General features: G+C 65.6%; 20 protein-coding genes. 8 read left to right on the forward strand and 12 right to left on the reverse strand.

The features are described 5' to 3' along the window. Positions 1 to 13 precede the first annotated feature (13 nt). The 5 genes from GNT64_RS18495 (at position 14) to GNT64_RS22325 (ending at position 3,906) form a co-directional block, all read left to right on the forward strand. Positions 14 to 625, forward strand: a complete 612-nt coding sequence (locus GNT64_RS18495) for a VOC family protein (RefSeq protein WP_156680855.1) — start codon at positions 14 to 16, stop codon at positions 623 to 625. A 37-nt stretch (positions 626 to 662) separates the two neighbouring features. Beyond that, positions 663 to 2,006 (forward strand): aromatic ring-hydroxylating oxygenase subunit alpha, encoded by a 1,344-nt coding sequence (locus tag GNT64_RS18500; protein ID WP_156680856.1) that lies wholly within the window; start codon positions 663 to 665, stop codon positions 2,004 to 2,006. A gap of 31 nt (positions 2,007 to 2,037) precedes the next feature. Next, positions 2,038 to 2,490, forward strand: coding sequence for a nuclear transport factor 2 family protein (locus GNT64_RS18505; protein ID WP_156680857.1), 453 nt, complete (start codon positions 2,038 to 2,040; stop codon positions 2,488 to 2,490). Between the two features lie 70 nt (positions 2,491 to 2,560). Further along, entirely contained in the window at positions 2,561 to 3,526 is a 966-nt protein-coding gene (locus GNT64_RS18510; protein WP_156680858.1) for a quinone oxidoreductase family protein, read from the forward strand. Positions 3,527 to 3,552: 26 nt separating this feature from the next. Then, positions 3,553 to 3,906, forward strand: a complete 354-nt coding sequence (locus tag GNT64_RS22325) for a LuxR C-terminal-related transcriptional regulator (RefSeq protein WP_197277101.1) — start codon at positions 3,553 to 3,555, stop codon at positions 3,904 to 3,906. Between the two features lie 30 nt (positions 3,907 to 3,936). Here GNT64_RS22325 and GNT64_RS18520 read toward each other — a convergent pair whose 3' ends face one another. The 4 genes from GNT64_RS18520 to GNT64_RS18530 all read right to left on the reverse strand — a co-directional run bounded on the left by GNT64_RS18520 (position 3,937) and on the right by GNT64_RS18530 (position 6,651). Then, positions 3,937 to 4,188, reverse strand: coding sequence for a hypothetical protein (locus tag GNT64_RS18520; RefSeq protein WP_156680860.1), 252 nt, complete (start codon positions 4,186 to 4,188; stop codon positions 3,937 to 3,939). A 17-nt stretch (positions 4,189 to 4,205) separates the two neighbouring features. Continuing rightward, positions 4,206 to 4,346: a hypothetical protein gene (locus GNT64_RS21655; RefSeq protein ID WP_197277102.1), complete on the reverse strand. Its 141-nt coding sequence runs from the start codon at positions 4,344 to 4,346 to the stop codon at positions 4,206 to 4,208. Further along, a complete protein-coding gene (locus GNT64_RS18525) occupies positions 4,318 to 5,304 on the reverse strand; it encodes a hypothetical protein (RefSeq protein WP_156680861.1) in 987 nt (328 codons plus the stop codon). The genes GNT64_RS21655 and GNT64_RS18525 overlap by 29 nt, the downstream gene beginning before the upstream one ends. A 363-nt stretch (positions 5,305 to 5,667) precedes the next feature. Beyond that, positions 5,668 to 6,651, reverse strand: a complete 984-nt coding sequence (locus tag GNT64_RS18530; protein WP_156680862.1) for an IS1595 family transposase — start codon at positions 6,649 to 6,651, stop codon at positions 5,668 to 5,670. Between the two features lie 327 nt (positions 6,652 to 6,978). On the opposite strand from GNT64_RS18530, the gene GNT64_RS18535 reads away from it, so the two are divergent. Further along, positions 6,979 to 7,179 carry a hypothetical protein gene (locus GNT64_RS18535; RefSeq protein WP_156680863.1) on the forward strand — a complete coding sequence of 67 codons (201 nt, stop codon included), beginning with the start codon at positions 6,979 to 6,981 and terminating at the stop codon, positions 7,177 to 7,179. A 71-nt stretch (positions 7,180 to 7,250) separates the two neighbouring features. On the opposite strand, the gene GNT64_RS18540 is transcribed toward GNT64_RS18535, so the two are convergent. From GNT64_RS18540 to GNT64_RS18575, 8 genes are all read right to left on the reverse strand, one after another. Next, positions 7,251 to 7,574 carry a hypothetical protein gene (locus GNT64_RS18540; RefSeq protein WP_156680864.1) on the reverse strand — a complete coding sequence of 108 codons (324 nt, stop codon included), beginning with the start codon at positions 7,572 to 7,574 and terminating at the stop codon, positions 7,251 to 7,253. Positions 7,575 to 8,220: 646 nt separating this feature from the next. Continuing rightward, positions 8,221 to 9,534 (reverse strand): cytochrome P450, encoded by a 1,314-nt coding sequence (locus GNT64_RS18545; RefSeq protein ID WP_156680865.1) that lies wholly within the window; start codon positions 9,532 to 9,534, stop codon positions 8,221 to 8,223. A gap of 8 nt (positions 9,535 to 9,542) precedes the next feature. Then, positions 9,543 to 10,067: a VOC family protein gene (locus GNT64_RS18550; RefSeq protein WP_156680866.1), complete on the reverse strand. Its 525-nt coding sequence runs from the start codon at positions 10,065 to 10,067 to the stop codon at positions 9,543 to 9,545. Positions 10,068 to 10,096: 29 nt separating this feature from the next. Then, on the reverse strand, positions 10,097 to 10,540 hold the full coding sequence (locus GNT64_RS18555) for a nuclear transport factor 2 family protein (protein WP_156680867.1): 444 nt from the start codon (positions 10,538 to 10,540) through the stop codon (positions 10,097 to 10,099). A 28-nt stretch (positions 10,541 to 10,568) separates the two neighbouring features. Beyond that, the gene (locus tag GNT64_RS18560) at positions 10,569 to 12,674 is read right to left on the reverse strand and encodes a PQQ-dependent dehydrogenase, methanol/ethanol family (protein WP_231639093.1); all 2,106 of its coding nucleotides are present in this window, start codon (positions 12,672 to 12,674) and stop codon (positions 10,569 to 10,571) included. Then, entirely contained in the window at positions 12,659 to 14,794 is a 2,136-nt protein-coding gene (locus tag GNT64_RS18565; RefSeq protein WP_156680868.1) for an acetate--CoA ligase family protein, read from the reverse strand. Before GNT64_RS18565 ends, GNT64_RS18560 begins: the two co-directional genes overlap by 16 nt. Further along, positions 14,787 to 16,202, reverse strand: a complete 1,416-nt coding sequence (locus tag GNT64_RS18570) for an aldehyde dehydrogenase family protein (RefSeq protein ID WP_338420393.1) — start codon at positions 16,200 to 16,202, stop codon at positions 14,787 to 14,789. The genes GNT64_RS18565 and GNT64_RS18570 overlap by 8 nt, the downstream gene beginning before the upstream one ends. Before the next feature lie 20 nt (positions 16,203 to 16,222). Then, the gene (locus GNT64_RS18575) at positions 16,223 to 17,329 is read right to left on the reverse strand and encodes an NAD(P)-dependent alcohol dehydrogenase (RefSeq protein ID WP_156680870.1); all 1,107 of its coding nucleotides are present in this window, start codon (positions 17,327 to 17,329) and stop codon (positions 16,223 to 16,225) included. Between the two features lie 154 nt (positions 17,330 to 17,483). On the opposite strand from GNT64_RS18575, the gene GNT64_RS18580 reads away from it, so the two are divergent. Further along, on the forward strand, positions 17,484 to 18,425 hold the full coding sequence (locus tag GNT64_RS18580) for a LysR family transcriptional regulator (protein ID WP_156680871.1): 942 nt from the start codon (positions 17,484 to 17,486) through the stop codon (positions 18,423 to 18,425). A gap of 78 nt (positions 18,426 to 18,503) precedes the next feature. Beyond that, positions 18,504 to 18,929, forward strand: coding sequence for a hypothetical protein (locus tag GNT64_RS18585; protein ID WP_156680872.1), 426 nt, complete (start codon positions 18,504 to 18,506; stop codon positions 18,927 to 18,929). Positions 18,930 to 19,112: the final 183 nt, after the last annotated feature.

Consider the following 19,112-nt stretch of genomic DNA (forward strand, 5'->3'; position numbering starts at 1 on the left):
AGGAGAGCAGGCGATGCGTCGGGTGATCTTTCAGGAAGCCTATTTCGTCAACAGTGTGGAGGAAGCCTCCGCCAAATGGGCGCGCGACTTCGGTGCCGGGCCGTTCTTCGTTGTGCGGAATCAGGGCACCGAGGAGTTCAGCTATCGCGGCACACCGATCGAGGCCGAGGTGAACTATGCCTTCGGTTATCTGGGCGAGATGATGATCCAGTTCATCGACCAGAATAACGACACGCCCTCCATCTACCGCGACATGTTCGCGCGTGGACAGGAAGGCTTTCACCACATCGCCTACCTCGTCTCGGATTTCGCGGCGGAGCGTCAGCGTCTGCTCGATGCCGGCTACGATCTTGCGACCGAGCTGAAGGTGGATGGCGTGAACGCGGCCTATTTCGATACCCGCGAGACGAACCACATCTTCACCGAGATTCATGGCGATCCGCCGCACATGCTCGGCCTGTTCTGGAACTGGCGCCGATTGCACGAACGCCGCCAGCCCGGCGATCCCGCCTTCATGGACGTGCTTGAAATGCCTACCTATCAGGTCGCCCCCATGATGGCTGCGGACAAGACGTTCTCGAATGGAGAGGCGCCAAAGAAGACCCTGCGCTACAGCCTGTGGTGACGGCACTTGCCCAGATCAAGATCAATGGAGAGACGAGATGAACGATATCTTCCGATCGCCGCTGACGATGGACGGCAAGGATCCGTCCAACCTGCGCGGCGATCCGATCGATGCCGAGCGCTATTTCTCGAAAGAGTTCGCGCAGAAGGAATGGGATCATCTCTGGACGAAGATCTGGCACATCGCCGGTCGCACCAACGAACTGCAGGAAGCAGGTGATTATATCGTCCATGACTTCATGCATGAGTCGGTCATCGTCGTGCGGCAGCAGGATGGCGGGCTGAAGGGCTTCTACAATAGCTGCGGCCATCGCGGCATCAGGCTCGTCTCCGGCTCATCCTATGCCGACGAGTTCAAATGCCCCTATCATGGCTGGGCTTGGGCGCAGGACGGCTCGCTCGCTTCGGTGCCCGATGCCGACAATTTCGCGCGCGGCAATCCGTGCGGGAAGATCCGGCTGCGCGAGGTGCGCGTCGGCACCTGGGGAGGCTTCGTCTGGTATACGATGAACCCGGATGCGCCAGAGCTGCTCGACTATCTGGCGCCGTTTCCCAGGCTGTTCGAAGCCTATCCGATGGAGACGCTGATCCGCGTCTACCAGGTGAAGATCGACATGCGATCGAACTGGAAGTTCGCGCCGGACAATTTCTCCGAATCCTATCACGTCCGCACGGCGCATCCGCAGATCCCGAGCTTCATCGATCAGGATCACTGGATCGCCCGGCTGGAGATGTTCCCCAACGGCCATGGCCGCACCGTCCAGCCGTTCCGCCCCTCGCTGCGCGATCGCCTGCCGGATGGCGTAGCCAACCCGTTCGACGGGCTGCTGCGCGAGTGGGACATCGATCCCGCCAGCTATCCGGATTTCGAGACGAAGGTGAGCCAGGGTTGGCTCGACATGAAGGCGCAGAAGCGCAGGCTGTGGAAGGAACGCGGCTTTCGCCATTACGAGCATATGGACGACGAGCAGCTGACCGACAGCATCCACACCACCCTGTTCCCCAACATATCGATCACGTTCAACCCGGATTCCATCTTCCTGATGCGGACGGAGCCCGATCCGGACGATCCCAATTGCAGCACCTTCGATTTCTGGGCGATGGCCTTTCCGGTGGAGGGCGCGACCCATTCCGAGACGCCGATGGTGGGTGACGAGAAGCTGCCGCTGGTGGAGGCGGAGCCGCTGCGTCGCTCCTTCGATCAGGGCCGGGGCGTGCCGGAACTGGCGGGCGGCGTGATCGTGCAGGATCTTTACCTGGCCGAGGATGTGCAGCGCGGCCTGCGCTCGCGCGGTTATCAGGAGCCCTATCTCGCCAATTCAGAGACCCGCGTCGGCTTCTTCCACGAAGTGCTGAACGACTATATCGCCGGGCGCCGCTGAGCGCCCGCAATCCTCATCTAGGAGCGTGAGCATGGCCTTTTCCGGTCCCCTCGAAGATCGTGTCGCCATCCGCGAACTGATGGACACCTATGCCGATGCGGTGAGCCGCACCGATGCCGCCGCCTGGGCCGGCTGCTGGGCGGAGGAGGGCGCCTTGTGGAGCATCACCTTCTATCCGGAAATCGGCACGATCGAAGGCAAGGCGAAGATCGTCGCGACCTGGATCGAGGCGATGAAGACCTTCACCGGCGACAATTTCGTGATGACTCCGGGTTCGATCGAGGCAGACGGCGATCGCGCGAAAGTGACCGCCTGGACGTCGGAGGCCTATGATGTAGGCGAGACGATCTTCCGCGATCGTGGCTATTACGAGGATGTCTGCGTCAAGGTGGACGGACGCTGGTTCTTCAAGGAGCGCGTCTTCTACCTGCGCCATCGCCAAACATCCACGGTGAAGCCGGAGGATCGCCAGTTCACCCATTGAGCTGTGCGGACGGTCCTCGATAGTCGCCCGTGTTTGTTGCACCCGTAGCTCACGACCAAGGATCAGAGCGATGAAGGCCGCTTATTACCGTCATAGCGGAGGCCCGGAAGTTCTCGAATACGGCGACCTGACGGATCCGGCCGTCGGCGCGGACACGGTGCTGATCCGCGTCGAGGCGATCAGCCTGGAAGGCGGCGATCTGCTGAACCGGCGCATCACGCCGCCGCCTGCTAACCCTTATGTCGGCGGCTATCAGGCCGCAGGCACGGTAGCGGCGGTCGGTGACGAGGTCCGTCGGCTCCGGGTGGGGCAGCGCGTTGTGGGCTTCAACTGGGGCGGGAGCCATGCCGCTCTTTTCGCCGTGGCGGAAAACCACGCCTATCCGATCCCGGACGGCATGGACTTGGCGCTGGCGGCCGTGGTGCCGATCGCCTTCGGCACGGCCAGCGACGTCCTGTTCGAGTTCGGCCGCCTGCAGGCGGGAGAGACGGTGCTGGTGCAGGGCGCGGCCGGCGGCGTCGGCCTGGCAGCCGTGCAGCTGGCCAAGCGCGCGGGCGCGCGCGTGATTGCTACGGCTTCGACCGACGAGCGCCTTGACCGTCTGGCAGGCTTTGGTGCCGACGAGGGCATCAATTACCGCGAGGTGGACATCGGCGATCGCGTTCTGGAACTGACCGGTGGCAAAGGGTGCGATCTCGTCGTGGATCTGGCGGGCGGCCACTCGATCGATCAGCTGATGAAGGCCGTCCGCTATCGCGGCCGCTTCGCGGTAGTGGGGGCTTCGAGCGGCGACCTGCCCGCTTTCCGGTTCATCGACATCATCGGCAAGAGCCTGACGCTTTATGGTCCGTTGTTCGGCGCCGAGATGCACGGCCGGCGCGCGCACGATCTGTTGGCGAGGTTGATGGCGGATGTCGCTGCCGGCAATCTGCGGATGCCCATCGCACGCGCCTTTCCGTTGGCCGAGGCATGGGCCGCGCATCACTATGCCGAGACCGGCCATCCGTTCGGACGGGTGGTCCTCAAGGTATCATAGCGCTATCTTTGGGTAGGAACATGGTCATGTATTTTGCGTCCAAAATAGGTGAGCAATTCTCGGATTGTTGCTCCGCTATATCTCCGCGTGAACAACAATGTCTTGCTCTGATATCAAAAGGGTACTCGGATGCGAGAGCCAGTGAAGCTTTGGGGATAACCCGCCATACAGTCCGATTCCATGTTCGTAACATTTGCCACAAATTAAAGGCAATTGTGACTTTTACAAACCCGCAAATGAGTGGAATAGGCCGAGGGCGAGCATTGCGCCGGCGTACACAAAACCGGCGACGCGAGTTGATCCGGCATAGCCGCGGCGGAGAAGTAGCCACACGAGTACCGGCGAAAACACGATCAGGCCAAGCATCAACGGAGCGCTAATCCGGCGAGGCCCTTCCGCGGACCTTTCGCTCACTTGGGCTTTTCCGCTTCGAATGACTCGTTGCCGACGAACCCCATCGGGCCGGAATGAAGGCGTCTAAGCTCGCCAAGTACGCAATCGATCTTCTCGTATTGCGCGGTGCGGCTAGGACGCAGATGGATCGTGCCGCCTCGGTTCTGAAGCCAACGGCAGGGCGAAGCGCAGCGCACCGATATGGCGTCTAGCTGCCGCTGATTTAGCTGGTTTGGCTCCACGCCTGAGTGATCGATCGCGGCGGCCATCAAGACTAGCCAAGCGATCACTCCGGCTTCTCCGGCACCGGCTTCTGCTTCACGAGCTTCCGCACGCGCTCCTTGAAGCGTTCGTCGTCGTCGTCGCACTCTAGAGCGCGAGCGGCTTCCTTGAACTTCTCAACTTGGCTCTTTTCCGGCTCCGGCACGGCGTTTCGCCTTCTTGATGAACAGCTTGAAAAATGCGTCGAGGTCGTCGAGGCTATCCACGCTCATACCCGAGGGGAAGGCGATCTTCACCACCCCTTCATCCACCGTGAAGCGATCCATCTCATCTCCGCTGTCCGCAACAAAGCCGCTGTCCACCTTTGCGGTCAACGGCAGCTTGGGGGCCGTCGGCGGCGGAGCCGCTCCGGCAGGGGCTTTCTCCAGCAGGGCTACATCGGACATAAGGGCACCAGTCTCTGACCCCTCCATGAACACCCACTTGCGTCCATCGTGCTCTTGAATAGCGCGAACGGCGGCCTTCTCAACCACGACCTGTCCGCCCACCTCGACACACACGATGTCCCCAACGGCGATGTCGCCGCCGGGAGGGTCGGCCGCGTCCACCTTTGTACCGTCGCTGTCTTCTTTCTTATCAGACTCGGGCGGCGCTGCATAGCCGATCGTGTCATCATACACGCGGAGGAACCCCTTTGCGCCATCAGAAGTGAAGCCGCGGTCGATGTGCAGCTCGCCGATCGCTATGGCGTCGGCGGGGCGCTCCACACCCCATTTCTCCCAGAACTCCGCGATCAGCTTCGGCTTGAGCGCGGCGAGGGCCAGGGCTTGTTCCTTGGCGCCGGGGCGAGGATCGGCAACGGCTCGATATCCGAGGTCCGAGATTTTCACCTTCCGGTTCTCGCCAACGCCGCTCGCCTCGACTAGGCCGTAAGACAGCAATGCGGCGACCGTTTGAAGTGTCCCGCTGCTCTTCGCACCGAGGCCCCAGGCCGGCTTAGCCGCGTCGACAATTCGCGCATCATGGCGTTTGGCGAAGGTATGCAGGCCTTCTAGACGTTCAAATGCCTTGGTGAGGCCGATGTAGGGGAACGACGGGCTTCGGTCCTGGGGTCGCTTCTCCGGAGCCGCGCTCTGCTCGGGCGTCTGTTCAGGTTCACTCATGACAGCCTGTCTCCGTCAATCGGCAACATCGCCTGACAGGGAGACTGATAGGCTATCAGTCGGCCGTTGACAAGGCCTCCGGCGAATCGTAAGTCGAGCGCCGGAGGTGCAACATGACGATCAGGAGGGTTGCTCTAGCCGCCGTCACGCTCACGGACGCGGCGCGGGCTAAGTAGAGAAGCCGCCAAGCCCCTGGTCCGGGCCGGCGGCTTCGAGGTGGGCCAATAGCGTTGAACCTGCAAACTGGCCGGCGTTGCATATAGCATCGCCGGCCTTTCTTGTGAAACCGTTTCCTTGGCCGGCCGGTGGGGCTTAGTCCGCCAGCGCGAGCCAACCTTCCCCGGCTGGTTGACCGGCTCACCTTCAGGCGTGGAGGTCAGGCCTGCGGTAGGTGATCCGCTTCCCGACGATACCCTTCAGCGCCTGCTCCGATCGCGCCGCATCGTTGAAGCCGGTGCGCTCGCGGTGCGTGTAGCGGAACTCGAACTCGGCGACGTAGCGGTGAAGATGCTTCTTGGCGCAATGCTGATAGGTGCCCTTCATCCCACGCTTGAAAATGGAGAATGCGCCTTCAATGGTATTGGTGTGGATCAGCGGGTTCTCATAGTCGACGTACTGGCCGGCGCTGTGGCGAGTGAAGCCGTGGCCCGCGAAATGCTCGCTAACCTTGCTGTAGTAGCTTGCTTCGTCGGTCATCACGATCGCCTCTTGCGCAATGTTGTCGCGCAGAATTGGCATCAGGTCTTCGCCCTTGAGGCTATCCACAACCATAGAGCGCTGGCGGCCGGTGCTGCGATCGACCAGGGACAGGATTTTGTGCTTATGAGCGAAGCCGCGGCCCTTCTTCTCTCCAGCGGGCTTGATGCTCTTGTCGTGGCCGATGAAAGTTTCGTCGACCTCGACTATGCCGCCGCCGGAACCGAACGGAGCAAGGTCGCCGGAGCGCATCGCTTCGCGGATGCGGTGCGACAGGAACCATGCCGCCTTGTACGAGATTTCGAGCAGCCGAGAGAGCTGGTGCGAGCTAATGCCCTTCTTGCTGCTCATCATCAGGTGGGTGGCCTGAAGCATCTTGTGGAGCGGCATGCGGGCATGCTCGAACACGGTGCCGACCTTGGCCGTGAACTGCTTCCGGCACTCGCCGCATTTCTTCAGGCCGTAGCGGATCGCGCCTTCCGGGTTCTTGGCACTCTTGGAGCCGCGCACGTCCGCCAGGTCATAGACGCGGCCGCGAACGACACCGCAATGCGGGCAGACGGTGCCGTTCGCCCACAGCATTTCTTCCAGAAACTTGAAGGCCGCGCCTTCATCGTGGAACCGGGACTGCGAGAGGGTCGAAACGGACATGACGGCGTGCTCCTTGCCGTCTGACCTACTTAATCAACGTGGGTTTGTAAAGGTCATAATCGCCAAATTAAAGGTAGCCAATCGGTGCGAGGCGATCTTCATAGCCACCAAGGCTGGGATAATTTAATAGTTGATGCCAGAATGCCGTAGACTCGTAAGCACGTAGGCACAGCCGTATTGAGGCAAGTTGGACCATGGTGACCACCGATACCGACACAAGGCCCCGCTCCGCCAGAGTCGGGGGCGTCGTCGCGTCTGGCACCTTTCCGGCCCACATCCACTCCAGGGTCGCGCCGAAGTCGTGACCTCCTAGATACGCTCAGGACGGTGGAGAGCATCACGACGCACGAGATGACAAAGCGGGTGATGCTGGCGCGGCGACTCGACCCTAAGGACGCCAGCGCGTTCTTGTTGATGAACCGCCGGGTCGGTGGAGCGCTCGCCAAGCTGACGCAGCAGCACGATCATATCAGGTCGGCGAAGGAGCCGCCGAATGGAATGAAGCGGTGGCAGACCTTGCCGGGATAGACAACGCGGCAACTCTGTGGATTAGTCGATCGATGATGAAACGGCTTGCAGAGATACAAAGGTTGGATGCTTTAGCGGTTGAGGCCACCAGTTTGGCAGAAGGCCAGCAACTGGCCGCAAGGGCAGACAGCCTGCGCGACGATAGCCGATCGCCGGAGAGGCGTTCGCCGCGGTTTATGCCCGTGCTGAGGAACTAGGCGAAGCTTTGGCGGTGATGGCTGGGGAAGGCCGGCCTGCGCTTTGGACACCAGCAAGCCGTTCTCGAACGTAGCGCTCATGTTCGAGCCGTCGCCGTTCTTCCAGCTATATATCCGGACCACCGCGTCCGGCGTGGGTGAGGAAGCCGACTCCTCTCCGGGCGATCCCATAATCTTCACCGCTTCGTTGTAGCTCATGTCAGTCGAAAGCTGGCCGTACTCCTCAGCGATGATTCGGCCATCTGAGCTGCTGCCGGTTCCGTGGACACGAGGTTAAGCTACCTGCGCCTGCCGCTCGAAGTCCACGGGGGCTGAGGTAGCCCAGGGAGCGCCGTCGGTCCACCAGACCGGCCCACGTTCCCCGAGCCCCCCGCTTCGCCTGGTCGACCGCAGTCTCTCCTACAGCGTCTCTGGTCCGGCGCGTCGTCGCGACAACTCGGCGCGCCGAACGCCAAGGCCGGCTTCACGCCCAACGCCACAGACGAATATGCGATCAGCTATACCCGGCAGGAGGGCCGCAAGAACGCGCCGTTCAACGTAACGGACGATCTGCGCACGACTCCGCGTTTCTGGAGCTGGCCCTATTGGAACATCGAGAGCGTCTATTTCCTCTCGACCACCGCACTGGGCGACCGGGTCACGCTGAAGACCCGCGCCTACCCCAACGAGTTCAACAACCTGCTCCGTTCTTTCGATAACCGAACGCAGACGACGCAGACGCTCGGCCGCGCGTTCCGTCGTGGGTCTCTATATCCTCGGCTTCCACTGCCGCGACATGCGTCGCCAACTTTGCTCTGCTTCTGGCGACCTAGCTAGGGCCGCGAGCCTTTCTAGGCGTTCCGGCTCAGCGGTGCTCGGTTGTAAGCGGCGGACTTGTTAAGTCCCGGCGAGACCATTCTCCCTTGTACACGTCACACGGTATGAATGTGATTGGCAGAAGTTCAATCGAGCGCTGAAGGAAGCTCGGAAGATATTGCGGCCCTGCGAAGTCGGCCGGATAGGCGATGTCGTCCAGCCGATCGACGAGGGCGCGGAACGATGCCGTCATCTCCAAACGAGCCAGCGCCGCGCCGAGGCAATGGTGGATGCCGGAGCCAAATGTCATGTGTGCGCCGGCGTTGCGCCGGTTCAGATCAATCTCCGCCGGGCAGGCGAACACCGCCGGATCGCGGTTGGCGGCGGCCCAGCGCACGTTGATCGCCGTGCCTTTCGCCAGCGCCACGCCATCCAGCACCACATCGCGCGTGCATATGCGGTAGAGACCCTGGATAGGGGTCTCCAGCCGCAGCACCTCCTCCACAAAGTTGCGCATCGCGTCCGGGTCGGCGCGCAGTCGCGCGGCCAGCCCGTCCTGCTCGATCAGGATGCGCATGCCCGAGGCGATCGCGCTCGTCGTTGTCTCGTTGCCGCCAACGAGGATTTCGCTGAGCAACGCGATGATCTCGGCATCGTCAAGCAGCCGGTCGTCCTCAAGCGGCTCGCGGATCAGGTCGGAGATGATGTCGTCGCGCGGGTCAGCCCGGCGGCGGTCGATGATCGCCTTCAGATAGAGCTGCGCCTCCACCGTGACGCGAGTCGCCGCCAGATCCTCCTCGTCGGAGAGCATGTTGCCGATCCGCGCCATGATCGCATCGGACCAGTGGCGGAACAGGTTGATGTCCTCCTCCGGTACGCCGATCTGGCTGGCGATGATGATGCACGGCAGCGGCACGGCGAAGGCGCTGACGAATTCGCATCCGCCGTCCCCCGCGAAGGCGTCGATCAGGCGGTGGGCGATACGATCGACCTCGTCGCCCATCTTGCGGATGCGCGAAGCGGCGAACACCTTGTCGACGAGGGCGCGTTTCTGGCGGTGCAGCGGATCGTCCAGCCGCGACAGCGTCGGATGCTCGTGGAAGCCTTCCGCCGCGATCAGCGCGCGGCTGGCTGCCGGCACGCCGCCGGGGCGCAGCGCCATCCAGTCGATATCGTTCGAATAGGTCGCCGGATCGCGCAGCACCTCGCGCATCGCGGCATAGCCGGTCAGCAGCACCATGCCGATGCCGTCATCGCGATAGACCGGCGCCTCGCGCACCAGCCAGTCATAGGCCGGGTACGGGCATTGCTGCACGGCGGGCGTCATTAGATCGTAGGGCAGGCGCTTCTCGCTGGCCATCATCGTGCCTCCTAACCGATCACGCGCAGGGGATCGGTTCCGTCCCAGTCGCGTGCCGCCTCTTTCATCATATCGAACAGCGCGTGGATCGGCGGGTGGAACGCGCCGACCTCGATCAGCGGCCAGCGCTGCCCGGCGGGGCGAAAATAGATCACCCTGCCATTCTCGCCGATGTCGACGTCGGCGAGCAGTTCGTGCCCGACCTCGCCTAGCGTCACGATCAGGCCGTCCATGTCGTCGGTCGTCGTCAGCACATGGTGGAAGCCCTCCTGGCCATCGTCGAGGAATTCGCGATAGACCGAAGGCTTGTCGCAGCGCTGGACGATCAGCTCGATCTGGAAATCGTTCCAGAAGCCGATCGCCACAGAGAAATCCGCCGTGCCCACGGCGCCGCGGTAGCGCGTGACGGCATAGGTGGAATCGTGGATCGCGAAGAACGGGCCGATGCCCAGCTTCGTCCATGCCGTCACGGCGGCGTCCAGATCCCGCACCACGAAGGCGTTCTGGATGATCGGCCCCAGTCGATCGAGGATCATCGTTTCTTCCTTTGTATGCAAGGCATGAATCACAAACCGGCCGGCAGGCGCTGCACATCCGGAAAGCGGCTGGCGATCGCGTCCGCGACACCGGCATAGACGGACGCGACACGCGGCGGATCGAGATAATAGACGGTGATCGCGGCGATCTTGCCGTCTTCCATGCGAAACGCCTCCACCACGTCGGCCGTTACGCCGTGATCCCGCATCCGCAGCGTCACCAGCACGGTCACATGGCCGTCGCCACTGGTGGCGGCGTTGAGATCCATATCGGTGGGGCCGGCCGCCTCGAAGATGACGGTGTAGAAGGCGCGCAACGCCGCAATTCCGAGATACGTGCCGCCGAACGGGAAGCATTCGGGCTCGCGCAGGGTGAAGTCAGGCGTCACCAGCGCCGCCGCCGCGTTCCAGTCGCCCGCGCCGCCCGCCGCGTAAAGCGCCAGCACCGTCTCCTCGTCAGGGCTTCTCACCATTCCACATCCTCTCGCCTGTTCGCCGGGCCTATCTGGACGCCTTCTTCTGTGCCGTCATCGCAAAACCATGCGCCGCCGTGCGCAGATATTGCCGCACGCCGTCGAGTTCCGCCTGGGTCAGCTCCTCGAAGCGCGGCATCCCGTTCGGCACCAGCGCGCCGTCATGCACCACGCTCTCGAACGCGGCCTTGTCCTGCGGGACAGGCGAGGCGCGCAGATCGGGCGCCAAGCCTGCCGCCTTGACGTCAAGCCCGTGGCAGACGAGGCAGCGCACGCCATAGACCGAGGCGCCAGTCGCCGCGAGACGGGCATCCGCCCTGAATGTCGGATCGGCGATCGGCTGGGCCTTGAACGGGGGCGGGGCGGGCGGCAGCTTGGCCGTGCCGTCCAGCGCGAAGGTGAGCACGCGGCGCAGCTGGGTGCGGGCATCCCAGCCGAAGCGCGCCACCTTCTCGCCGAACAGCGCGCCGCTCGATCCGAAGCCGGCCAGCACGGTGACATATTGCCGGCCGCCTGCGCGGTAGGTGATCGGCGGTGCCAGCACGCCCACCTGCGCGTCGAAGCTCCACAGCGGCTTGCCGGTGGCGGCGGCATAGGCGTTGAAGCGGCCGTCCGCCTGGCCCTGGAAGACGAGATTGCCCGCCGTCGCCATCGTGCCGCCGTTCCAGAAGCCCGGGGTGGGCACGCTCCACACCTGCTTCTGCTTCACCACGTCCCATGCCAGGAGCGCGCTGGTGCCGGCGCCGGGCAAGGTGGAATCGAGGTTGATGTTGACCGCCGCATCGTTGGCCGCGCCGGGAATGCGCTTCCACGTCTTCCCGTCTATCCCGCGATCGTCATAGGTGCCGGGCAGTTCCAGCTTGGGGATGTAGACGACGGCGTTGCGCGGATCATAGGCCATCGGCATCCAGTTGTGCGCGCCGTTGGGACCGGGCCAGAGGATCGTCTGGCTCTTGTCTTCATAGCGCATGTTGGCCACCTCGACCGGGCGGCCGGTGTTCAGGTCGATCCGCGTCGCCCAGTTCACCTTGGCGATCGGCTCCGCCGAGATCAGCTTTCCGTTGGTGCGGTCGATCACGTAGAAGAAGCCGTTCTTCGGCGCCGTCATCAGCACCTGCCGCTTGCGGCCAGCGATCATGAGGTCCGCCAGCTGCATGTCCATCGCGGCGTTATAGTCCCAGCTTTCGCCGGGGTTGGTCTGGTAATGCCATTTGTAGGCGCCGGTCTTGGCGTCCAGCGCGACGATCGACGAGAGAAAGAGGTTGTCGCCCTTGCCGGCGCTGCGGATGCGCCAGTTCCACGGCGCGCCGTTGCCGGTGCCGATATAGACGGTATCGCTGCCGGCATCGTAGGTCATCGCATTCCACACGGTGCCGCCGCCGCCATATTTCCAATATTCGCCGGCCCAAGTCGTGGCCGCCATCTCCATGGCCTTGTCCTCGAACCCGTCGGCCGGGTTGCCGGGCACGGTGTAGAAGCGCCAGAGCATTTTGCCGGTCTCGGCATCGTAGGTGGTCACGTAACCGCGAATGTCGCCGACATCGGCGCCGCCATGGCCGATGATCACCTTGCCGTCGAACACGCGAGGCGCGCCGGAGATGAAGCGGGTATCGTCTTTGCCCACCGTCAGGGCGGACCAGATCTCCTTGCCGCTTTTCGCGTCGATGGCGACGAGGCGACCGTCCTGCGTGCCGACATAGAGCTTGCCGTTCCACCAGGCGAGGCCGCGTATGCCCCAGCCCTGGCGCAATTTGTGGCCGGCGGCCTCGGCGGCGTGCGGATCATATTCCCACAGCAGCTTCCCGCTCGTCGCCTCGAACGCGCGGACTACGCTGTAGCCGGTCGCGGTGTAGAGCACCCCGTCCACCGCCAGCGGGCCGCTCACCGAATTGCCGACCGGCAGATCCGCATACCAGGCCAGCTTCAGCCGCCCGATGTTCGTCTCGTCGATATCCGCCAGCGGGCTGAAATGCTGTTCGCCGAAAGTGCGGCCGAACGCCGCCCAGTCCCGCCCGTCACTGTCATCCAGCAACCGTTCCGCGCCGCGCGGCGCCGCCTGCCCCATCAGCATCGCGAAGCCGACGATCGCGCCGAGCCGGCCGATCCGCCGCACCCGATTCATGCTCCGGCCCATGCGCCATTCCCTTCCGTCGTCATCGTCCCGTCCGCCCAGATCGCCAGCGCATCGAGCGCCTCGATCTCGGTGCCGCTCGCGCGCAGCGGGTTCACCTCAAGCGAGACGAGGTCCGGGCCGAACCCCAGCGCGACATCGCCGATCGCCGCGATCACCCGCGCCAGCGCCGCGCGATCGACCGGCGGCGCGCCGCGATAGCCGTCCAGCAGGCGGGCGGTGCGCAGCTCGCCGAGCATCTCCAGCACGTCCTCCGGCGTCGCCGGCAGCAGCCGCAGGCTGGTATCGCCGAGCAGTTCCACCCATACCCCGCCCAGTCCCACGGCCAGCGCCAGCCCCCATTGCGGATCGCGCACCACCCCGGCGAACAGCTCCACGCCGCCCGCGCGCATCGGCGCGATCAGCACGCCGTCGATCCGTGCCTCGGGCGCGGCGCGTCGGGCACGCTCGATCAGGGTACGGAAGGCGTCGCGCGCCGCCTGCTCGCCCTCCACGTTCAGGATCACGCCGCCGATGTCGCTCTTGTGGAGGATATCCGGCGAGGCGATCTTGCAGGCGGCTGGGCGCCGCAGCCGGGCGACGGCTTCGGCCGCCGCATCGGCATCGGCCACCAGCATCGTCGGCACCACCGGCACGCCGCGCCCGCCGAGGTAGTCGAGCGTCTCGCGCTCGCCGCGCGGCCGGGGGCCGGGCGACAGGGGGACAGCCGCCCGCGCGCCCGGCACTCGATCCAGCCGTACCGACCAGCGAAAGGCGTGGGCGATCGCGGCAAAGCCATGCTCCACGCCGCAGCCCAGGAAGGGCACGCGGCATTCGTCCGCCACCGCCCGCATCGCCGCCGTCACCGGCTTCACCGTGGTGCTCATCACCACGGTGGGAGCCGGGGAGACGGCGATGGCGCCGCCAATACGCCGCAGCACCTCATATTGGATGCCCTCGGGCTGCTCGGGCATGTCGAAGATCACCGTTGCCAGGCCGACATTTGGATCGCGGCCAACGGCGCCGAGCGCACGCCCGAACAGGGCGGGATCGAGCACCGCCGCCCCGGTCACGTCCAGCGGATTGTTGGCGGTGCCGAATTCCGGCATCATGGCCGCCAGTTCCGCCAAGGTCCCGGGCGTGAACTCGGCCATGTGCGCGCCCGCCGCCTCGGCCCGATCGGAGGCGATCTCGCAGATGCCGCCGGAGATGGCGACGATGCCCAGATTGGGCCGGCGCGGCGGTTCGATGCGGGAGATCAGCTCCGCCGTCGCCACCATCTCCTCGATCGAGCCGGCCCGGATGATGCCGTGCTGGTGACACGCCGCGGTGAACACGCCGTCGTCGCCCACCAGCGATCCGGTATGGGCCTGCGCCGCCTTGGCGGTGAGTTCGCCGGCGCCCACCTTCAGCACGACGATCGCCTTGTGGGTGGCGGTGGCGCGCGCCGCCGCCGCGATCAGCGTATCGGTATCGCGCGCGCTCTCCACGAAGGCGGCGATCACCTTAATGCGCGGATCGTCGACGACGAAGTCTATCGCCCGCGCGACGGTGACGTCCACCTCGTTGCCGGTGGAGATGGTGTAGCCGACGCCGACGCCCTGCTGCGCGGCGAAATCGGCGATATAGGAAGCGGTGGCGCCGCTCTGCGAGACGATCGCGACACGGCCCGGAGGGGCCATGCGCAGCGTGCTCGTCCAGATCGGCACACGATCGAGATGGTTGACGAAGCCGAGACAGTTCGGCCCGAGCAGGGTGACGCCGTGGGCCCGCGCCAAGGCGGCGAGTTCCCGCTGCCGTTCCTGCCCGTCCAGCCCCGTCTCAGCGAAGCCGGAGGTTAGGATCACGGCGTTGCGGATGCCGGCCTCGGCAAGATCGGCGAAGCTGTCCGGGATCGCCGCTGTCGGCACCATCAGCAGTGCCGAATCCACCGGCGTGCCGATCGCCGCGCAGCTGGTGGCGGCGGTACGATCATAGATGCGGCCGCCCTTGCGGTTGACCAGATGGACGGCGCCGTCGAAGCCCAGCGACACCAGATTGGCGTGGGCGATGTTCGACCAGAAGGATCGTTCCGTCGCGCCGACGAGGGCTATCGAGCGGGCGCGGAACAGGCCGGCGAGACCGGCGACGGCCGGTTCAGCCACGCGCGACCACCAGTGTCTGCGGGTTGGTGTAGGCGAGCAGGCCGGCAAGGCCGTTCTCCACCCCGACGCCCGATTGCTTGTGGCCGGCGAAAGCCAAATGCGGCGCCAGTTCGTGAATAGTGTTGATCCACACCGTGCCCGCCTCCAGCCGGTCGGCGATCGCCTGCAGCCGCGCCGGATCGCGGCCCCATACCGAGGCGCCGAGGCCGTAGATCGAGGCGTTGGCGCGGGCGACCACCTCGTCGTCCGAACCGAATTTCAGCAGCGGCAGGATCGGGCCGAACGCTTCCTCCGCCACGATCGGCGCATTGTCCGGCGGATTGTCGGCGATGCTGATCGGCGCGAAATAACCCGTGCCGGGCGTGACCGTACCGCCGGCGAGGAAGCGGATGCCGCCGGCCCGCGCCGCATCCAGCATCGCGACGATGCGGCGATATTGCGCCGGGTTCTGGATCGGGCCGATCTGCGTGCCTTCCGCCGCGCCATCTCCTACCACCACGGTGGCGGCATAAGCGATGAGCGCGGCGGCCAGCCGGTCATACACGGCCTCGTGGACGAACATGCGCTTGGTGGCGAGGCAGAATTGGGCGTTGTTGGCGAAGGCGGCCCAGAACAGGCGTGGCGCCAGCGCCTCCACGTCCGCATCCTCGAGCACGATCGCGGCATCGTTGCCGCCCAGCTCCAGCGTGATCCGCTTCAGATCGTCGGCGGCGCTGCGCATGATGGCGCGGCCGGTGGCGGTGGAGCCGGTGAAGCTCACCTTGTCGATACCGGGATGCGCCGTGATCCACGGGCCGAGCCGATCGCCGCCGCTGATCACATTGAAGATGCCCGGCGGCAGGATGTCCCGCGCGATCTCGCCGATCGCCAGGGTGGAGAGGGGGGTGAAGGGGGAGGGCTTCAGCACCAAGGTGTTGCCGGTGACGAGCGCCGGCGCGATCTTCCACGCCGCCAACCCCACCGGAAAGTTCCACGGCACGATCGCGGCGACCACGCCCAGCGGCACGTGCCGCGTCTCGATTCGGCGCTCTGGCGTGTCGGTGACGATCTCGACCGGGACGTCCTGCCCGGCGACCTCGATCAGCCAATAGGCGGCGGCGCCGATCTCTATCCGCGCGTCCGCCAGCGGCTTGCCCTGTTCGGTGGTGAGGATGCGGGCGAGCCACTCGGTCTCCGCGCCGATCCGCTCGCCCAGCCGGCGGACCAGCGCCTGCCGCTCGGGCAGCGCGGTGGCCCGCCAGCCGGGGAAGGCGCGGCGGGCTGCGTCGACGGCCTCGTCTAGCTGCGCCTGCGACGCATCCGGCACGCGGGCGACCGCGGCTTCCGTCGCGGGGTTGATCACGTCGAAATGCTCGGCGGCGTCGGCAGCGCGGCCGTCGATCGTCATCGTGACGGGTTCGTCGCTCATCATAGTCTCCCGGGCGGGGGTCAGGCGGGGCACAGCACCGCCTTGAGCACGCCGCCGGCGTGGCTCTCGGCGATGGCGCGATCGATATCCGCCAGCGGATAGCGGGTGATCAGCCGGTCGAACGGGAAGCGCCCTGCGCGCCACAGGTCGACGAGCCGTGGGATGAAGACCTGCGGCACGCTGTCCCCCTCGATGATGCCGCGCACGGTGCGGCCGGAGAGCAGGCCGGTGATGTCCAGCGACACCTCCGCGCCACAGGGCGCGACGCCCAGCACGCCGCAGGTGCCCGGCACGGTGAGCGCGTCCACCGCCTGCCGCAGCACGGCCGGAACGCCGGTGCATTCCAGCGTGAAATCGGCCCCGCCGCCGGTGATCGCCTGGATCGCCGCCACCGTATCGCCGGCGGTCGCGTCTACGATGTGGGTGGCGCCCAGTTCCCGCGCCAGCGCCAGCCGCTCGCCGCTGCGATCGATCACCACCATCGTCGTGCAGCCCGCGATCACCGCCGCCAGCAATGCCGAAAGGCCGACCGCTCCGGCGCCGAAGATCGCGATGCTGCTGCCCGGCGGCGGCATGAGCGCGTTGAGCACCGCGCCCGCCCCGGTCTGGATGCCGCAGCCGAGCGGACCCATCAGTTCCACCGGCACCTCGTCCGCGATCTTCACCACGCTGCGTTCGGCGGCCAGCGCGTGGCTGGCGAAGGAGGACTGGCCGAAGAAGCGGCCATGCAGCGCGCAGCCGGCGCCGTCATGGATGGCGGCACCGCCAGCCCGCGCGCCGGTGAAATTGCGCTGGTAGAATTCGCGGCAATAAGCCGGCTTGTCGCGGCGGCAATTGTCGCATGTGCTGCAACTGTCGAACGAGAGGACGACATGATCGCCGGGCGCGACGTGGCCGATCGCCGACCCCACCGCCTCGACGATGCCGGCGCCCTCATGCCCCAGCACCGCCGGCAGCGGGAATGGCGCAAGCTGATCGCGCGCGACAAGATCGGTATGGCAGATGCCGACGCCGGCAATGCGCACCAGCACCTCGTGCGGGCCGGGTTCGGCCAGCGTGGCGGGTTCGATCGAGAAGGCGGCCCCGGCGCCACGCATTGCCGCAACGGTGATCGTGCGCGCCGTCATCATCTCTCCTTCGGTCCCCGTTGCGGGGTCTTGTGGCAGGAGTGGGCGAGTGGCCGCGCGTCGTCCAATAAATGTGTTAGGCCACTTATAGAGCCAGGCTATGAGAATATGCTGGCCGGACGCATGAGCGATCAGCGCGCGGAGGGGATGCCGGATGGACATGAGCATGAAGCCGCTGCGCTGCTTCATCGCGGTGGCGGAGCTGAAATCGTTCACCCGCGCGGCGGAGCGGGTGAACCTCACCCAGCCCAGCCTGTCGATCCAGATCAACCAGCTGGAGAAATACTTCGGCTTCCGCCTGTTCGATCGCTCCACCCGCCACGTCACGCTGACGCCGCCGGGCGCCGCGCTGTTCGACGATGCGACGCGCATGGTGCGCGAGAGCGACCGGCTGCTCAACGCGGCGCGATCGCTGCGCGGCGATCTTTCCGGTCGGTTGCGGGTGGGCGCCGCGCTCTACACGTTCGAAATCCCCGAGCGCCGGGCGGTGATCGAGGGCTTCATGGATGCGTGCCCCGAGATCGACCTGAAGGTCGACGCCCATACCCAGCACGAGATCCTCGCCAAGCTGGCCGCGCACAGCCTGGACATCGCGCTCGTGATCGGGCTGGGCATGGCGGACGGCGACTATCAGGCGAGCGATCGTGCGGAGCTGACCTATCCGCTCGGCCTCTCCCGTCTGGTGCTGCGGCGGGAGCGGATCGGCCTGAACGTGCCGGCCGATAGCCCGCTGGCCGCGCATGACGTGATCCCGGCGGCGGCGCTGCGCGGCCAGCGTGTCGTCGTGCCGTCGGAGGAGCATGGCGCCAGCGTCGTCCGCCCGATCCTCGATCTGCTCGCGGCGAACGGGGCGGACCCGATCGTGCCGCCGGAGGCCACCGGCACCGCGACCGAACGCTACGGCTGCAAGTTCCGCCTGCCGGCGATCACCTTCGGCTGGTTCGCCCAGCAGGCGGGAGGCGGCATGGTGCGGCGGCCGATTGCGGGTTTCGATCTCCATACCGAGTTCGCGATCCTCAGCCAGCGATCGGAAGAGGAGGGGGCGGCGGCGCGCTTCCTCAACTTCGCGCGGCGGATTGATAGCGCAACCGCATAGGCGCACCGGATTATCAATTGGCGGGGGTGCGGCGAAGGGCCGATATTGGCCAGAATTGTGCACGCAGGAGGGGAGAGGATGGCTTGTTGCGCGGCGGCGATCTTCGTGATCGTCAACGTCCTCTATGGAGCGAGGCGCGCGCTGGTCTTCCTCTTCGGCCAGCGCCTGTTCGAGAGCAAGCGGGTGTGGCAGCCCAGCGCGAGCGTCACCTGGCAATTCGGCACCAAGCCGGCGATCGCAGGCGCCGCGCCGCGGTTGGGTTTCGCGACGGCCCGCGCGATGGCGCGGCAGCGGCCGGCGGCGGCCGCCTTCGCCTCCACCGCGATGCTGGCGGTCGGCCTGACGGGCTTCTGGTTCCTCACCAAGCCGGGCGTGCCCTCGCCCCTGCCCGAGATCGCCTTCATGCGCGGCATCCACGCTGCGATCTGCGGGCCAAGCGTTGACGCGGCGACGGCGGCGGCGGCGGCGCGCGAGTTCCGCTCCCGCCTGGCGCCCCGCGGTTGAAGCGGACGCGGTCGCGATCCTCGTCGTCCCACCATCTCCGCGTTGGTGCGGGCAGGCTCGTCTGGACGATTGATAATCAAACCGCATGATTGCGGCGCCCTTTCAATTTCACATTCCCCGCCGCGTGGCGCCAGATACGGTCAAGAGTGGCGCCGCTCAGCTGGCTCCCCGCAAAAGCGTGAT

Origin of the sequence: Sphingomonas profundi (assembly GCF_009739515.1) — a bacterium.
In the GTDB taxonomy this organism is placed as follows: Bacteria; Pseudomonadota; Alphaproteobacteria; order Sphingomonadales; family Sphingomonadaceae; genus Alterirhizorhabdus; species Alterirhizorhabdus profundi.

Bases quoted from the DNA above. Each gene is read 5' to 3' on its own strand.
- GNT64_RS18505 (WP_156680857.1), top strand. From the start codon at position 2,038: ATGGCCTTTTCCGGTCCCCTCGAAGATCGTGTCGCCATCCGCGAACTG.
- GNT64_RS18580 (WP_156680871.1), top strand. From the start codon at position 17,484: ATGGACATGAGCATGAAGCCGCTGCGCTGCTTCATCGCGGTGGCGGAG.
- GNT64_RS18585 (WP_156680872.1), top strand. From the start codon at position 18,504: ATGGCTTGTTGCGCGGCGGCGATCTTCGTGATCGTCAACGTCCTCTAT.
- GNT64_RS18520 (WP_156680860.1), bottom strand. From the start codon at position 4,188: ATGGCCGCCGCGATCGATCACTCAGGCGTGGAGCCAAACCAGCTAAAT.
- GNT64_RS18500 (WP_156680856.1), top strand. From the start codon at position 663: ATGAACGATATCTTCCGATCGCCGCTGACGATGGACGGCAAGGATCCG.
- GNT64_RS18530 (WP_156680862.1), bottom strand. From the start codon at position 6,651: ATGTCCGTTTCGACCCTCTCGCAGTCCCGGTTCCACGATGAAGGCGCG.
- GNT64_RS18545 (WP_156680865.1), bottom strand. From the start codon at position 9,534: ATGATGGCCAGCGAGAAGCGCCTGCCCTACGATCTAATGACGCCCGCC.
- GNT64_RS18550 (WP_156680866.1), bottom strand. From the start codon at position 10,067: ATGATCCTCGATCGACTGGGGCCGATCATCCAGAACGCCTTCGTGGTG.
- GNT64_RS18525 (WP_156680861.1), bottom strand. From the start codon at position 5,304: ATGAGTGAACCTGAACAGACGCCCGAGCAGAGCGCGGCTCCGGAGAAG.
- GNT64_RS18495 (WP_156680855.1), top strand. From the start codon at position 14: ATGCGTCGGGTGATCTTTCAGGAAGCCTATTTCGTCAACAGTGTGGAG.
- GNT64_RS18555 (WP_156680867.1), bottom strand. From the start codon at position 10,540: ATGGTGAGAAGCCCTGACGAGGAGACGGTGCTGGCGCTTTACGCGGCG.
- GNT64_RS18560 (WP_231639093.1), bottom strand. From the start codon at position 12,674: ATGGGCCGGAGCATGAATCGGGTGCGGCGGATCGGCCGGCTCGGCGCG.
- GNT64_RS22325 (WP_197277101.1), top strand. From the start codon at position 3,553: ATGTATTTTGCGTCCAAAATAGGTGAGCAATTCTCGGATTGTTGCTCC.
- GNT64_RS18575 (WP_156680870.1), bottom strand. From the start codon at position 17,329: ATGACGGCGCGCACGATCACCGTTGCGGCAATGCGTGGCGCCGGGGCC.
- GNT64_RS18570 (WP_338420393.1), bottom strand. From the start codon at position 16,202: ATGAGCGACGAACCCGTCACGATGACGATCGACGGCCGCGCTGCCGAC.
- GNT64_RS18540 (WP_156680864.1), bottom strand. From the start codon at position 7,574: ATGAGCTACAACGAAGCGGTGAAGATTATGGGATCGCCCGGAGAGGAG.
- GNT64_RS18510 (WP_156680858.1), top strand. From the start codon at position 2,561: ATGAAGGCCGCTTATTACCGTCATAGCGGAGGCCCGGAAGTTCTCGAA.